Source organism: Paraburkholderia strydomiana (genome assembly GCF_046030495.1).
In the GTDB taxonomy this organism is placed as follows: Bacteria; Pseudomonadota; Gammaproteobacteria; order Burkholderiales; family Burkholderiaceae; genus Paraburkholderia; species Paraburkholderia strydomiana_A.
This window is the reverse complement of the sequence record NZ_JAQQCJ010000009.1, coordinates 89171-102106: the sequence shown is the minus strand read 5'-3', so window position 1 is coordinate 102106 and position 12936 is coordinate 89171. Positions and strand designations below refer to the sequence as shown.

General features: G+C 57.0%; 21 protein-coding genes and 1 tRNA gene. 9 read left to right on the top strand and 13 right to left on the bottom strand.

What is annotated here, in order from left to right:
- Window positions 1–63: 63 nt before the first annotated feature.
- The 4 genes from PQQ53_RS14175 to PQQ53_RS14160 form a co-directional block, all read right to left on the bottom strand.
- A complete protein-coding gene (locus PQQ53_RS14175; protein ID WP_494478688.1) occupies window positions 64–729 on the bottom strand; it encodes a hypothetical protein in 666 nt (221 codons plus the stop codon).
- Window positions 730–833: 104 nt separating this feature from the next.
- Window positions 834–1358, bottom strand: coding sequence for a hypothetical protein (locus PQQ53_RS14170; RefSeq protein WP_408324537.1), 525 nt, complete (start codon window positions 1356–1358; stop codon window positions 834–836).
- A gap of 562 nt (window positions 1359–1920) precedes the next feature.
- Window positions 1921–2478: a hypothetical protein gene (locus PQQ53_RS14165; RefSeq protein WP_408324535.1), complete on the bottom strand. Its 558-nt coding sequence runs from the start codon at window positions 2476–2478 to the stop codon at window positions 1921–1923.
- A 36-nt stretch (window positions 2479–2514) separates the two neighbouring features.
- Window positions 2515–2787 carry a hypothetical protein gene (locus PQQ53_RS14160; RefSeq protein ID WP_408324533.1) on the bottom strand — a complete coding sequence of 91 codons (273 nt, stop codon included), beginning with the start codon at window positions 2785–2787 and terminating at the stop codon, window positions 2515–2517.
- A 103-nt stretch (window positions 2788–2890) separates the two neighbouring features.
- Here PQQ53_RS14160 and PQQ53_RS14155 point away from each other — a divergent pair, with 103 nt between their 5' ends.
- Window positions 2891–3088, top strand: a complete 198-nt coding sequence (locus PQQ53_RS14155; RefSeq protein WP_408324531.1) for an excisionase — start codon at window positions 2891–2893, stop codon at window positions 3086–3088.
- Window positions 3089–3116: 28 nt separating this feature from the next.
- On the opposite strand, the gene PQQ53_RS14150 is transcribed toward PQQ53_RS14155, so the two are convergent.
- A complete protein-coding gene (locus PQQ53_RS14150; protein ID WP_408324529.1) occupies window positions 3117–3701 on the bottom strand; it encodes a hypothetical protein in 585 nt (194 codons plus the stop codon).
- A 646-nt stretch (window positions 3702–4347) separates the two neighbouring features.
- On the opposite strand from PQQ53_RS14150, the gene PQQ53_RS14145 reads away from it, so the two are divergent.
- The 8 genes from PQQ53_RS14145 (at window position 4348) to PQQ53_RS14110 (ending at window position 7888) form a co-directional block, all read left to right on the top strand.
- On the top strand, window positions 4348–4851 hold the full coding sequence (locus tag PQQ53_RS14145) for a hypothetical protein (protein WP_408324527.1): 504 nt from the start codon (window positions 4348–4350) through the stop codon (window positions 4849–4851).
- Window positions 4844–5110 carry a hypothetical protein gene (locus PQQ53_RS14140; RefSeq protein ID WP_408324526.1) on the top strand — a complete coding sequence of 89 codons (267 nt, stop codon included), beginning with the start codon at window positions 4844–4846 and terminating at the stop codon, window positions 5108–5110. Before PQQ53_RS14145 ends, PQQ53_RS14140 begins: the two co-directional genes overlap by 8 nt.
- Complete coding sequence (locus PQQ53_RS14135) at window positions 5103–5330, top strand: hypothetical protein (protein ID WP_175158523.1); 228 nt, start codon at window positions 5103–5105, stop codon at window positions 5328–5330. The genes PQQ53_RS14140 and PQQ53_RS14135 overlap by 8 nt, the downstream gene beginning before the upstream one ends.
- 118 nt (window positions 5331–5448) lie before the next feature.
- Entirely contained in the window at window positions 5449–6375 is a 927-nt protein-coding gene (locus tag PQQ53_RS14130; protein WP_408324524.1) for a hypothetical protein, read from the top strand.
- Between the two features lie 124 nt (window positions 6376–6499).
- Window positions 6500–6739 carry a helix-turn-helix transcriptional regulator gene (locus PQQ53_RS14125; protein ID WP_408324523.1) on the top strand — a complete coding sequence of 80 codons (240 nt, stop codon included), beginning with the start codon at window positions 6500–6502 and terminating at the stop codon, window positions 6737–6739.
- 8 nt (window positions 6740–6747) lie between these two features.
- The gene (locus PQQ53_RS14120; protein ID WP_408324521.1) at window positions 6748–7050 is read left to right on the top strand and encodes a hypothetical protein; all 303 of its coding nucleotides are present in this window, start codon (window positions 6748–6750) and stop codon (window positions 7048–7050) included.
- A gap of 114 nt (window positions 7051–7164) precedes the next feature.
- Entirely contained in the window at window positions 7165–7383 is a 219-nt protein-coding gene (locus PQQ53_RS14115) for a replication protein (RefSeq protein ID WP_408324519.1), read from the top strand.
- Window positions 7313–7888, top strand: coding sequence for an AAA family ATPase (locus PQQ53_RS14110; RefSeq protein ID WP_408324517.1), 576 nt, complete (start codon window positions 7313–7315; stop codon window positions 7886–7888). The genes PQQ53_RS14115 and PQQ53_RS14110 overlap by 71 nt, the downstream gene beginning before the upstream one ends.
- Here PQQ53_RS14110 and PQQ53_RS14105 read toward each other — a convergent pair.
- The 8 genes from PQQ53_RS14105 to PQQ53_RS14070 form a co-directional block, all read right to left on the bottom strand.
- On the bottom strand, window positions 7867–8154 hold the full coding sequence (locus PQQ53_RS14105; RefSeq protein WP_408324516.1) for a hypothetical protein: 288 nt from the start codon (window positions 8152–8154) through the stop codon (window positions 7867–7869). The genes PQQ53_RS14110 and PQQ53_RS14105 overlap by 22 nt on opposite strands.
- Before the next feature lie 75 nt (window positions 8155–8229).
- Window positions 8230–8631 carry a YfbU family protein gene (locus PQQ53_RS14100; RefSeq protein WP_408152845.1) on the bottom strand — a complete coding sequence of 134 codons (402 nt, stop codon included), beginning with the start codon at window positions 8629–8631 and terminating at the stop codon, window positions 8230–8232.
- Window positions 8559–8759 carry a hypothetical protein gene (locus PQQ53_RS14095; RefSeq protein WP_408152979.1) on the bottom strand — a complete coding sequence of 67 codons (201 nt, stop codon included), beginning with the start codon at window positions 8757–8759 and terminating at the stop codon, window positions 8559–8561. Before PQQ53_RS14095 ends, PQQ53_RS14100 begins: the two co-directional genes overlap by 73 nt.
- 94 nt (window positions 8760–8853) lie before the next feature.
- Window positions 8854–9273 (bottom strand): DUF4279 domain-containing protein, encoded by a 420-nt coding sequence (locus PQQ53_RS14090; RefSeq protein ID WP_408152844.1) that lies wholly within the window; start codon window positions 9271–9273, stop codon window positions 8854–8856.
- Between the two features lie 12 nt (window positions 9274–9285).
- Window positions 9286–10083 carry a hypothetical protein gene (locus PQQ53_RS14085; protein ID WP_408152843.1) on the bottom strand — a complete coding sequence of 266 codons (798 nt, stop codon included), beginning with the start codon at window positions 10081–10083 and terminating at the stop codon, window positions 9286–9288.
- Between the two features lie 303 nt (window positions 10084–10386).
- Entirely contained in the window at window positions 10387–10776 is a 390-nt protein-coding gene (locus tag PQQ53_RS14080) for a hypothetical protein (protein WP_408141655.1), read from the bottom strand.
- A 510-nt stretch (window positions 10777–11286) separates the two neighbouring features.
- On the bottom strand, window positions 11287–12525 hold the full coding sequence (locus PQQ53_RS14075) for a tyrosine-type recombinase/integrase (RefSeq protein WP_408153842.1): 1239 nt from the start codon (window positions 12523–12525) through the stop codon (window positions 11287–11289).
- Between the two features lie 168 nt (window positions 12526–12693).
- Window positions 12694–12768: transfer RNA gene (locus tag PQQ53_RS14070), tRNA-Arg, on the bottom strand.
- Window positions 12769–12936: the final 168 nt, after the last annotated feature.

Sequence of the window (12936 nt, the reverse complement as noted above, 5' to 3'; positions counted from 1 at the left end):
CCTAAGGAAATACGGGTGCGATTCCTGTGCTCCACACTCCGGGTCAGAACGTTGCTCTTTCGGTTATGCGGCTAACGCTGCGAGCAGTTGTTGACCGGGGCGAAATACTTGGATTGCCGCGGCGTCGGCGAGCAAAGTAGATGCGCGCCCGAATTCGTCGGCGTCAGCGCCATCTTCGAACATAGCGATGCGGTTACCAAGTCCAGGCTCGGAAATGAGCTTCAGATCGGAAAATTTTCCGAAGGTCTGATATATGTGGCCCCAGTCCATTTTGCGTCGATCATCAAGGCCGACTGGCTGGATGTAGCGCAGGACATTTCCAGCACCCAGTACTGCGATTGGAAATTCGATTGTATGACCACTTGCACCGGATACGACGGGTTTAGTTGCCAAGTGGTGCTCTGGCAGCGCTTGCTGGAGATATTTTTTTACTCTCGTAGCGAATCTTTCTTGATGTGAGCGCGGCAGCCACTCTTCTTCGCGATTGCTGATCGCCATGGATAGGCGTAACGCATCCCAAAGCGCAGATCTTAGGGTTGCCTCTGTCGCACGTGCAACTATTTCTCCGTCTTCGGTAATCTCAGCGAACCTCGCGCCGGGCGTGGACGAAATTTTTTCGCACCGGGCCTTGGAGAAAGTGATTCCGCGCTCGGAGGCATGCATCACGGCTTGGTGCGCATCCGTGACGTAATAAGAATGTTCGTCCGGTTGCAGGATGTAGAAGGACATATGCAGACCGTCATCGCCGTATGTCACTGGCGAGGTCGCACGAATCGCGCGCTCACCCGCGGGAGCGCAACGCCATTGAATCAAGTTGGACAAGGCTTGGCAATTCATAGATCAAGAGTGCCCTGTTGGCCGACCAGCGGATCGACAAAGTCCCTCGGGGGCACGATGTTCGCGAGTCGATAAAAAGCCTCAAGCAAAATTTGTAAATCAAGTAAAGATGGTTCAACGGGTTCTACGTAGCCATATTCGCCCACCCAAATGTGCACGTGGGTGTCAGCGTCTATCGCTTGCCCGTAGAACGGCCTCCCCACACCAATTCTAGACGAGTTTGTATGAAGCTGCCCCGGATTGGTATCGATTGCGGCAATGCGAGCGTTCCCAATTTGAAGCGCAGCCGAGAAGGACGGTGACAGTACGACTGAGGCCGCCCCTTGCTGGATTGTCTTGCGGTCTCTGAAGCGGGCGCGAAAAATAATGCCTTCGGGGATTTCGCCCGAAACCCGGACAGCGCTGGTGTATTCGTACAGCGCAGGTGAGTAGTTCCCCTGCTTTGAAACCCAGGCCATTGGTCTTACCAACTCCTTGGCGGGAACGGCAAGGAAATCGTGAGCCTCTCGTTCAGAAACCATCTATCCCCATGAATTCAGGACTGTACGTGCAGTTGCACATTGGTTGGGACGCATTGGTCCGGGTGTTATGCCGCCGCCCTTGGTGATCGAGCCCGATATTACTCTAAATCCGCCGAATCGCCCTCCATAGCTCGCAACAGGTGGCAAATTAGGCACAGGTTGGCCCGCGGGGCGCCAGCCGAGCGTCCATTCACCGTCGTTGTTCAGCTTGCGTTTGCACGCAGAATAAATTGTGCACGCGACTGGAGATCGAAAGTCCAAGCGCCAGCCGTTTGTGAAGAGCTTTGCCAGAGTTATGGTGTCGGCGAACATCGCGAGCCCGGCGAACCTGCCGTCGACTTGCTCTGACAGGTGGCCAAGGTTTACACGCTCAAGCCAGCCTAGTTGCGTCCCATTGCCGTTCGCCCAGATGGTCAGCAGTTCAACGAGGTGATCGGTCCGCAGCCAGTCGCCGGTGCGCGCGTGAGCGACTAGTTGCCCCACTACGAAGTAGCGGAGCGCAGTTCGGCACGGGCTTCGTCATCGAGGTTGTGCAGGACACGCATGGAGACCACAGGGTACGTCAGGCTTTGAGCTGACGCTTCGCCCGGTCGATGAAGGCTGCACCTTTGTCGGCCAACCGCCTCGCGCCGGCATCTAAGGCATTCGCTTCCTCGATGCTCTGACGTTTTGCATCGGCTCCGCCGTATAACCGATTTGCTCGACTCGTCGTTGTCAGCAGGACAGGATCGCCTTCAGGCACAGTAAGCTTGGCGACTTCCTGTCGAAAGGTCGTGACGTCGGCCAGCAGTTCTAAGAATAACGCATTCAATTCGCTGTCGTGGAACAGCACACTGCGGTTTCCCTCATATGCATGGGTCAATTGGTCGATTGGTTCAAGGCGCCGCCGGTCGAGCCCGGAATAGAACTCAGTCGATCGAAGTACCGCGACAGTCTGATCGTTCAACCAAGCGGACGCTTTCTTGAATTCCTCTGCGTCGGCGGCCCGAGCCTTTCCACGAAGGTCAAATCGGTCCTTCAAGACGAGGGCGATGTAAGCGCCGACACCCGAGGTAACGACGCCTATCGCTGCTTTTAGTATTTCGCCCACGGTATTCTCTGTTTTTGATGTTGGTCCCATCGCGCTCGCCTTATATGCGTAGGATGAGTTGCTATTTTAGATACACGCGAACGTCAGTTCCGCTTCCTGCGGCGTCCAACCGCGTACGCCGTGCGTCTGCATGTCGACCTGGTGCATCTGCTTGCCTTGGCTGCTGCAAAATTCATCCGCTCGCTTAAGGCTTGTTGCCTTGATCTCGCCCCATGGCGTCATCCCTCCACGAACCTGAGTCGTGACAGTGTAGTGTTCGTCGCCGGCCGGCGTCACATCCGTGATCGTCGTGCATGCAGCAAGCATGGTCAGCGTCGCTAAAGCTATTTTCATTTTCATTGTGGTCCCCGATTTGTGCGGGGATTGTGCAGCTATGCGTCGCCGACCGCAAGCGGCGCGCTATTATCGTGATCGGCCAGTTGCCCCAATAGGAGCAGTGCTTATGAAAATCCGGCTCGATAAGTGGCTGGAAAAAGAGTTTGATCCGCCGCCGAAGATTCGTACCGCGCGGCTGTGGATCAGGGCGGGGAAGATTTATCCTCCACCTGTGAAGGTGGGCCGATCTTACTATGTCGAAGAAAACGCCACGTTTGCAGATTCGACCGTCCTGCCACGTCTCGCCGATCGGATTCCGAAATGAGGCCGGCGGTGTGTCGCCGGCTTTCGCATCAAGCCATGTTCGCGAAGAGGCTCGCGGCGGCGCGCTTCACCAGGTAGCTTTGTAGGACAGCCGCGTCGACTTCGGGTAATGACATCTCGATCCGGCCGCCTCGCATCAGCACTAGACTCCCATCGTTGGCGACCGCGCACGAAAAGCTCTGCAGTTGCTCGACAACTTTTGGTTGTGGCACTGGTCGCGACGGAGCGGCCGGACTAGCGGTGACTTTGCGAGTTGGCCTTTTCGTATGCTTGGGCTTCCTCGGGCCGTTGAAGACACTGGTAGGCGCTGATAGAGCACCCGGTGGCGGGATCACTTCGGATGCGTCGACGATCCGCTGCTTCACCCGTGTCACCGCATCTGGCGGTACCTGATCGGGCAGGTAGTGTTTGTTCATCCAACGCCCGTTCCGCTCGACTCGTTCAGTCATGACGCGACCGGCGCGGATCGCAGTCCAAAGAGCCGTGCCGACCTTATTTGAACTCTCAAGCGCGAGTCGCTCTGCGATTTCGGCCGAAGTAATGCCAGGATGCTGACCGATGAGTGAGATCATCTCTGCGCGCTTGCTAAGCAACGCCTTCTTCGTGTGCGCCACGTTCTATCTCCGATATAAGTTATCGCCTCGGCGTTCCGAGGCAGAACTAGGATATTTTTTGGCGAGCGTAGCGTGATGAAATCGAACGACGGTAGACGTACATGCCATCGCTAAAAACAATTTGCGACAACCGCAGGCGAGTGGCGGGTGGCCTGAGCGGCCCGATGTTTAGTGAACTCAACCGAAAGTTGTAAGTACACTAAACTTCGATGCCGATACGTTTAGTGTTCGGTACGTAAAGGTATTGGCGAGCTAATGCGGGTTGAGAGGGCTATACGCCCCTCACTAGCATTCTATTCATCGGTGAGTAGAAGCATTGCTTTTGTTTCTATTAGGCATGCCTAATCGATCTGAGGCCGGGAAAAAATCTTCTTGACGTCTGCGCGCTAGCCCACTAATCTTCCCTCATCGCTGAGACAACAGCGGTCGGGTTTGACAGCCTGGAAATGTAGGCGGACAACCGCCGCTACGTGCGGTTTTTTTACGTCCGTTGTATCATCACGCGCACCCATTTACGGGTGGGCTGTGGTGGGGGAGCGCTTGCGCTCGCCGGTGCCTACGTTCCGGTCTGTCAACCCTGTCACAGCCTGCCCACCCCGTTTGACAGCGGCCGGGCAGGCTTCTACACAACGTAGGAGTCCATGCCATGACTGCCAAAGCCTCTGCTCGTCCCGAGCAAAGCCAACAACCGCTCATCAATCTCGCTGCGCTTCCTCGCGAAGACGCAATCGAACGCGCTCGCGTTGCTGGCCGAGAAATTCTCGCCGACGATGCTGCCGTTCAGGCAGTCGCCGACACCCTCTGGATGAACTGGGTCAACGCTAACGTCCCTGTTGCTGTCGGTCAGACCGACGACGAGTTTGGAGAGTTGGTCGACGTTATGGGAAATAAGTTCTTCGAGGGGCTGAACGAAGGCGTGAAGCGTTTCGCCGAAGATACGCGCACGCTGGCGCGCGTAGATGAGTTTCTTTGCGATGAATCTCGCTTCGCATGGAAGATACATAACGTGCTTGCCTTCATGCGTGCAGCGCTGGATGAAGACCCGGTGGACGGTTTGCCCGTCAAATGCACCGTGACGGACCTAAACATTGACGTAGAGAAGCTTGCGACGAGCCTGATGGATCTCGTTCACAAGGCCCGTCATGAATAAGCCAATCGATGGTGTGACCACGTGCGCGCAACCGGACAGCGTAAGACCAATCCCTCGCGACGGCGTGAACGCCACAGAAGATGCATTGCTAATTCTCAATGCTTTGGATTGGGTCAGAGACGCGGCGCACAACCATGAAGACTTCGAGCCCTTGCAGACGCTTCTGGACAAACTGCTGCCGTTGCTTCGAGGCCAGGTAGAAGCCGCACGTGATGTGCTGTATGCCTGCCAATCCCGCCTGGGGACCTGCCATGAATGACAACGTTCATTATCTCCAGATCGAGAAAAGGCGCCGTCGGCGCGGCCCGGTACCCGCACTGCCCCGTGCAGATGTCTACCAACTGAAAGCGCGACGTTCGCCGGCAGTCAGTGGCCAGGTCCAACTGCCCAACTCACGCGAAGAAGTACAGGCCATGTTCGACGAGCTCGCCCATCATCTTCTGCTGACAATCAGAGTGATCACTGCGCGATTACGTTGATTGGACAGCCACCGCTCGGTGGCATAATCGTTTGCAACCGCGCCTAGCTCGACGGGGCGAACGCAGGGCTCCCTTACCCTGTTGGCGCGGTTCACTGTCAAGGGTGCGTGAGGGCGCAATGGCAATACCGAGTATTGACGAATTCAACGGATGTCTTAGCTTACTGAGCGAGAGCAACGCAGTCGACCTCGATTCCGATTTCGAGCGCGCGTATTTTTCCGACGTCGCCAATACAAATGGCGAGCGTCTTGTCAGGCTCGTTTTGGAACAGCGTGCGCAAAACTGCGAAACAGTCTTCGAGCACCGAGTCATGAAGTGGATCGAAGCTCAGAATGTCTTCGCACACGCGCAGCGAAAGCTATATGCAGAGATTTTCAGAGAGGTCGAGAAAACCGGTCTCAGCGAGGCTGAGCGAATGGAGGAGCATGTAAAAATTCTCATGCGGCGTCTGGTGAAAGCGGCCGCGGATCTAGATCGCCCGCACAGATTTAGGGGGGTGATCAGTGATTTGAAGAATCCTCACGGGGGAATGATGCACTGGTACGAGGGCTTCGTCTTCGCACTGAACGAATACCTGCACAGTGATACCGCGCAAAGAATGGTTTCGGATCGGCGCACTATTGAGTCGAAACTTAAGACGGCGATTGCGGGTATCGAAGCTATTATGGCCCTTGTTGATGATTCACTAGCTATGGAGGTACTGAAAAGCTTCAGACCTAGCCATCGGCCGGCCTTCTGGAGGAAGGAAATTTTGGACGCCCAACTCAACGGCCTAAGGCTGCTTGCCGCGGTTGACGCAACTGCGGTCTATCCGATCGTTCGGGGTGACGAGACAATAGGTGAGCGACTCTTTGTCTACCGAATGTCCCGGCTAAACTGGCGGCATTTTCGCTCATTTAAGGCAGAGGCAATCGCCAATCTAATGATGCTGGAAGGGTTCCGGGTATCGCTCGACACTCGAACTATCGAGAAGCTGTGTAAGAAATTCAGCGACAGTCGGCGGCAGTTGTTTGGACAAATTGAGCAATTAAGTGCCGGTGCGTAGTTTTCTTTTTTATCAGTATTTCGACCCGTAACTAGTTTGATTGGTATGGCTTACTACGGCCGTACCGCTCAGAGAATCAAATCCTTAGCATTCGTTCACCAACTCTCACGATAACGGTGAACGAATGTCAAACCTTCCTGAAACCTCCCCGGCCCAACCGCCCATCCTGCCGACCACTGGCCTGTCCAAGTGGCCGCAGATCCAGCCATTCCTCCCGATTGGCCGCGAGACGTGGCGCAAGCTCGGCCTCGCCGGCAAGGCACCGCGGCCCATCAAGCTTTCGGAAACCTGCGCTGTCTATCGCAACGAGCAGGTCCTCCGCTGGATCGCTGATCCGCTGAATTACGCTGAAGACGCTGCTTAAGGTTAGCCATGGCGACCATTCAGGAGCGCGCGATTCGCTCGCGCCGCGCTGCACACTGGCAGCGCAATATCGGCTCAATCCGTATTCACTCATGGTCCGTCCGGACGTCGCTTGTCGAGGCGACGCTGCTTGGCAGCCCGCTTGCAGACCACGCCCGCGAGCTGCGCATCCGAGCCCTCGGCGAGCTTATGTGCGCGGCGCAGACTCGCGTCATGCGGGCCCGCTGCTGGTATCTGATGCGACAGGAGATCAACGCGCGTAGCGGAGCCCAGGTGCGGCTGCTTGAAGGTGCATTGGGGCTCACAGCATGAAGACATACGTCAAACGGATGCTGATAGCCGGCTACAGCCGCGGCATTGTGCCGGCCGCACTGGTCATCAGCGCCTTCCGCTTGTTCGATCTGGCGCGTCACTGAGGGCATCGACATGTCAGCGTCTCCACAGGTCGAAGATGGCCACATCAAGATCGCGAACGAGCTCTACGACGCTGTCTTGAACTATCCGTTCACCGCACGCCAACTCAAGGTTCTTCTCGCAATCGTGCGAAAAACATACGGCTTCAACAAAAAACGCGATGACGTTTCAGCATCGCAAATCAGTGCTTGTGTTCCTGACGTTCTGCGGCACCAAGCAGTTCTGGTTTGAGTTCAGGCCGGGCGAGGTAACGGTTTGGACGGGCTACAACGGCCACGGCAAGTCTCTGCTGCTGAATCAGGTGCTGATCGGCGTCATGGAGCAGGGCGAGCGTGTGTGCGTGTTCTCCGGCGAAATGACGCCTGAGCGGCAAGGCAAGCGCATGGCGAAACAGCTCGGCGGCCTTGATCGGCCGGCGCCGGCTTACCTCGATCACATGGCTGAATGGCTGCACGATCGCATGTGGCTCTTTGCGCTGGTCGGCTCCGCGTCGATCGACCGCCTGCTGACGGTTTTCAACTACGGCTACAAGCGCTATGGGATTCGTCACGTTGTGATCGATAGCTTGATGATGACCGACGTGCAGGCGGATGGACCTGGCTCGATGACGTCGCAAAAGGACGTGATGCGCAAGTTGGCTGGCTTCGCGCGGCAGAACGGTGTTCACGTGCACCTCGTCGCGCATCCTCGCAAGTCCGTCGACGAGCGCCGCACTCAATTATCTTCGAGATTGTAAAACTCGATTGCGCTGTGGTCGCCTGCCAAATCCCGGTGATCCACGTACTTGAGCACTTCGTCCATAAAGTCGGCTTTGACGGCATAGACTTCCGCGAACGGGTCCCCGTCATACTTTTCTCGCATGCTGTCTTCGTGAAAGATGGGTGCGAGCCGGTTAAAGTACGCAAATGCGAGAGCGTCGTCGAAGTTCTCCGGATTCTGGATATATCCGATCAAGAAGGATTGACGCTTGAGTTCATAAAGTGCAATGAGTTGCTGGTCCATAGTTTTTTCTCTGTGAGTTGACCCATTGGTGGGCTGCTAATCGCAATAGCGACGGACTGCTGTCAGGTCAGCAGCTCAGCGCTTGCAGATTGCAATGAGTTCACCTGCATTCAGCTCGCGTGGAGCCCCAAGCCCGGCGCGAATTGGCTCGAATTTCTCCAACATTTGTTTGTATCGCCCAGCACTCGGCATGTGGGAGTTAAATCCGCGTCCCTTGAACTGCGTGAACCGGTCCAGGTGTTCAACCAGAAAGCGGGCGATCGACATATATTCGGCTTCGTTGTTGCCGTCGAAGCCCTGAAAGGGGCCGACACCGTTCGGAACCTCGGCATCGACTCGCGCTTTATCAGCCTTTGAGAGTTTCTCGTAGCCACGCTCGATGAACGACCACATATCGAGAACGTCTACGACAAATGAGACTTCCGGTGCGGTCGGGTCCGCCGAGTCCGCGAAAAGGCCGTGGTATTTCCACTCCAACGCCCACAGGTGATCATTAAAGATTGCTCCTTCACAAACTCCGGTTCAATCTCGCCTTTCGTCTTGATGCCTTCCAAAATCTCGGCGAGCATGACTGTCATCAATTTTTCTGCATTCGTCATTTTCACGGTGTTCCTCCTTTAGTGGAAACGGCGTGCGCAGATTGCTCTGGCAGGCCGTCTGGGTGTTTTTGTACGGTACTGTAGTTAGGGGATGGTGAGCCTATCGGTATTCGTCAATCTCGATGGTGCCGCCCATCGCTTCCATCAGCGCCCTAATGTCGTCAGGAACATCGGGCACTCGGTCGCCGGTCTCGTTAGACCAGTAACAGAAAAAACGCATTCGCGCATTCGTTTGTCTGAGTAGCTCGGGCAGGTCTGCGCGCGGCAGCGCCAGGCGCTCGACCAGATAGCGAAGATGGGGCGTCAACTCGTCGCTCATCACCGCCGCTTTACTGGAGACGCTCCAGACGCCGATTCGCCGCACGCCGGCACTCATGCGCCCAGATGGCGTTATGAAGCGCTCGCCCTTGACGCCTGCCGAGTCCGGCGCGACGGCAAAGTATCGCGTCCAGAACTCGGATGGTTCCGCGTCTTGGTAGATCGAGAAAGAGGCGTATGCGAGCTGGTGTTTTGAGGTCATTTAATTTCTCTTTCAGGGCGCGTAGCTGTGAATGTTGTCCAACCATTCGCCATTGAAATAAATGTCGCCGCTGTCGTGGAACATAACGTTGTCATCGCCTCGCAGGCTGTATTGCCCCTTGAGCGCGTGAATCATGCCGCCGAACGTGTCCATGTCGTAGCCAAGCATCTTGGCCGCATATCGCTCGTTCATCGTCGACTTCGCCAGCTCTTCAACGTCGCCACCCACCGCGTCCGGTGTATACTCGAACGGCTGCGCATCGCCGAGCGGCGTAGCGGTTTCCGTCAGATCGCTCGCGGTGTCGGCCAGTGCGGACGCGGCCGTGCTCGCGGATCGTGCCAGCGCCGCATTGATGCGATCGACCGAAGCGTTGTAGCGCTCGATGTAGTCCGTCGCCGCATCGTATGACATCCCGTAGCTGGTCATTAACGATTCACGGAAGCTGGGAAGCCTTTCGGGTTCAGGTGCCGCATCAATCCCGGCGCCGCCTGTGCGCGATTGCTCGGCAATGAGTACCACGCTCTCACCACGAATCATCGACTGCAAGGTTTCTAACACCTCAAGGTCGGCGCCGGTCTTCACAAGCCGGTCGTGCCAGTAGAAGTGCTGCCCAAGGAACGTCCGCACGCGCTTGACCAGATGTGCGTCCTTGGCCCACACATCGGCATACGCGCGTTGGGCGAACTTCTTGCCCTCTTCAACTGCCTGTTTCTGCTCGGTAGTAAGAAAGATGCGCCCGCTCCCGTAGGCGTCCTTGCTGTACAACATCCACCGCTGCGAAGCGTCTGTTTTCAGTTCCGTACCGCCCATTGCCTGGTCCTGTATCTTGTGACGGCGTAAACCTAGCAGATCGAGAAGGGTAGTTGTTTACGAGATAAGTCAGCTATGCTTAGTAGCTCAAAAGAAACGAAAAAGCCGACCATTGCGGGTCGGCTTTCTCTTTTGGGTCTTTCCCGGCTACCCTGTCGCATTGAATCCGCAAGTAGGTCCGGCCTAGCCGTGGCCGACTGCCATCGACCCAAAGAAGCCTGACGGAGCATCTTCCCCTTACGGCCGGTTTTTGAGGGCAGCGGTCACTCCGTCGCGCACGTCCGCCACCGAATTTCTCCGGCGCTAGCCGCCGGTGCACGCAACCGGCATGGCGCGCCCAACGGCCCACGACGTGCGGCCTTGCTCGATGATCAGCGTTTGGCGTCCGTTGGAAAACGTGGTCCCTGAGTTTCCGATCGAGGGAAGATCGACGGCGGCTGCTCCGTCAACGGAGACCGAGGCGCGCTCTCCCATCAAGCGCACAGCCAAACGTGTCTCATCGCAGACGTAGCTGCTGACTGGATAGGGATTGCCGACACCGATCGACGAACTCGGCGTCGTATGTTGGCAGGCCGCCAGCGTCCAGATGGCAAACGCGCCAACGATCGAGCAAAGAACGCGTAGCACCTTGCCTCTCACAACGTGCGCCATGTCGTTCGGCAGGGTAATGCTTATTTGCTGCGTGGTTCGCACGAAGGGCTCCTTGATGTGGATAGGATTGAACCCTACTCTCTTGGGCAACTATCGTCCAGACAAGCCAAGCTGCGCGGCATCTAGAGAACCGTATCCTGAAGCACGGTGTTCAGCGTAACCCACTCACCGAACTGGCGAATGCGCTCGAAAACATATCGGTTTTTGACAGGCATTTAACACCTCGTGAATTAGGCAGGCCGCTTGAAGGGAACCACGTTGCCGGCGGCCGGCTGGTCGAGCCGATCGCCCACCACTGCATCATTCGCTGGCGCTCCGCCGTGTAGCGGGCGTGGTTGTAGGCGGCGACAGTCTGGCTTTTCTCTTGCTGGGATAGCTGCGCCTCGATCACGCCCTCAAAAAGCGACCGCGCCAGCCGGGTAAGGGGAGCCCGGTTTTCGAATAGCCGAACTAGGCGCGGCTTTGCGGAATGCCCTATATGGGCATAAATTGATTCTAGCGGTCGGACGCGCGGCGCTTAGCGTGCATAGGAGTATCTGGCGTTGATCGTCATCAGTTTGGCGCTGATAGGGCCGTGATGTCCGCGCGTTCTTCCTTCAACTTGCCCAGATAGTCAGCCCAATGCTGCATCATTTTTCTGCGCTCAGGGAGGTACTCCGCGTGCACGTATGCCGCCGTCACTTGATTGCGCTCGGCGTGCGCGAGCTGCCTGTCAACGACGTCACGGCTATACCCTTGCTCTCGCAAAACGGTGGCAGCAAGCCCTCGAAATCCGTGACCGGTCATCCTCGATTTGTATCCCATGCGGTAGAGCGCAAACAGCATGGTGTTATTGGAGATGGGGCCGCGGCTGCGTCCCTGCACGCTGTGGAACACGTATTTCTCGGCGCCGCTGAGCTTCCTTAGCTCGCCGAGAACGTCAAGGGCTTGTTTCGAGAGTGGCACGATGTGCGGGTCGCGCATCTTCATGCGCTCGGCGGGGATTCTCCATTGAGCGGCCTTTTCGTCGATCTCGGTCCATTCGGCCTTGATCAACTCCGTAGTCCGGACGAACGTGAGCGCCATAAGTTGCAGCGCTAGCCGGGTGACGACGTCCCCTTGGTATCCAGCGATGTCCTGCATGAGCTGCGGGATCTCTACCGGTTTGACGCGCGCCATGTGTTTGACGCCAGCGCCTTTCTTCAGCACGGTCTCAGGATTGATGTCGGCCGCCGGGTTGCGTGAGCACCGGCCCGTCATGATGCCGTACTGGAAAACCGCGCGTGACCGCTGCAGAATGCGCTTGGCGGTTTCCCGAACACCGCGGGCCTCGACCGCTCGCAAGACCTCCAGCATATGCGGCGCCTCGATGCCGGCGATCGGCTTGGCGCCGATCTTCGGAAACACGTCCACCTCCAGCGAACTGATCACCTTGCCGGCGTAGACCTCCGTCCAGCCGTCCTTTTGCGACTCGAACCACTCGCGCGCCACCGCCTCGAACGAGGAAACCGCTTCTAGCGCTCGCGCACGCTTCACGTCCTTTTTCTGCTCCGACGGATCAGTGCCCGTGGTCAATAGTTGCCACGCGGCCATGCATGCCTTTCTGGCGTCGGCGAGACTGACCTCAGGATAGACGCCAAAGGAGGCGAGCTTTTCCTTGCCGTCAAACCGGTACTTCATGCGCCAGTAGCGCGCGCCGTTCGGCATGACCTGAAGGTACAGTCCCTTGCCATCAGCAAGGCGGTAGGGCTGTTCACCCGGCTTGGCCTTGCGGACTTGAAGCTCGGTCAGCGGTGCAATCTGCTTGGGCATGGCTTTGGGGGTATCGAATTTGGGGGTATTCGGCGATATCCCCACTAATACCCCCAAAAAATCTGGCTTGTCGTGGGCAACCTTGGGCAATGACGGCAGCAAAAAGCCCCGCAGCGCAACGCATACGGGGCTTTTCTGGGCAAACTTGGGAGACGCTGGGAAGCTAGTTGGTCCCCCTGACAGGAATCGAACCTGTATCTAGCGCTTAGGAGGCACTTGTTCTATCCATTGAACTACAGGGAGAGGACCAAACCGGAATGATCGCTGCAATCGCGCGGTCGAACAAGCCCGCGCGACTGGGCGAGTCCAAATTCGCCAGCGAGCGCAGAGTATATCAAACCCGTTCGGGGGCGAGGAGAGCCGCGCAGCCCAGCCAGAAAAGGAAACGGCCCAGCGGCATTTGCCTGCTAG

Bases quoted from the DNA above. Each gene is read 5' to 3' on its own strand.
- PQQ53_RS14175 (WP_494478688.1), bottom strand. From the start codon at position 729: ATGTCCTTCTACATCCTGCAACCGGACGAACATTCTTATTACGTCACG.
- PQQ53_RS14170 (WP_408324537.1), bottom strand. From the start codon at position 1,358: ATGGTTTCTGAACGAGAGGCTCACGATTTCCTTGCCGTTCCCGCCAAG.
- PQQ53_RS14165 (WP_408324535.1), bottom strand. From the start codon at position 2,478: ATGGGACCAACATCAAAAACAGAGAATACCGTGGGCGAAATACTAAAA.
- PQQ53_RS14160 (WP_408324533.1), bottom strand. From the start codon at position 2,787: ATGAAAATGAAAATAGCTTTAGCGACGCTGACCATGCTTGCTGCATGC.
- PQQ53_RS14155 (WP_408324531.1), top strand. From the start codon at position 2,891: ATGAAAATCCGGCTCGATAAGTGGCTGGAAAAAGAGTTTGATCCGCCG.
- PQQ53_RS14145 (WP_408324527.1), top strand. From the start codon at position 4,348: ATGACTGCCAAAGCCTCTGCTCGTCCCGAGCAAAGCCAACAACCGCTC.
- PQQ53_RS14140 (WP_408324526.1), top strand. From the start codon at position 4,844: ATGAATAAGCCAATCGATGGTGTGACCACGTGCGCGCAACCGGACAGC.
- PQQ53_RS14135 (WP_175158523.1), top strand. From the start codon at position 5,103: ATGAATGACAACGTTCATTATCTCCAGATCGAGAAAAGGCGCCGTCGG.
- PQQ53_RS14130 (WP_408324524.1), top strand. From the start codon at position 5,449: ATGGCAATACCGAGTATTGACGAATTCAACGGATGTCTTAGCTTACTG.
- PQQ53_RS14125 (WP_408324523.1), top strand. From the start codon at position 6,500: ATGTCAAACCTTCCTGAAACCTCCCCGGCCCAACCGCCCATCCTGCCG.
- PQQ53_RS14120 (WP_408324521.1), top strand. From the start codon at position 6,748: ATGGCGACCATTCAGGAGCGCGCGATTCGCTCGCGCCGCGCTGCACAC.
- PQQ53_RS14115 (WP_408324519.1), top strand. From the start codon at position 7,165: ATGTCAGCGTCTCCACAGGTCGAAGATGGCCACATCAAGATCGCGAAC.
- PQQ53_RS14110 (WP_408324517.1), top strand. From the start codon at position 7,313: ATGACGTTTCAGCATCGCAAATCAGTGCTTGTGTTCCTGACGTTCTGC.
- PQQ53_RS14105 (WP_408324516.1), bottom strand. From the start codon at position 8,154: ATGGACCAGCAACTCATTGCACTTTATGAACTCAAGCGTCAATCCTTC.
- PQQ53_RS14090 (WP_408152844.1), bottom strand. From the start codon at position 9,273: ATGACCTCAAAACACCAGCTCGCATACGCCTCTTTCTCGATCTACCAA.
- PQQ53_RS14085 (WP_408152843.1), bottom strand. From the start codon at position 10,083: ATGGGCGGTACGGAACTGAAAACAGACGCTTCGCAGCGGTGGATGTTG.
- PQQ53_RS14075 (WP_408153842.1), bottom strand. From the start codon at position 12,525: ATGCCCAAGCAGATTGCACCGCTGACCGAGCTTCAAGTCCGCAAGGCC.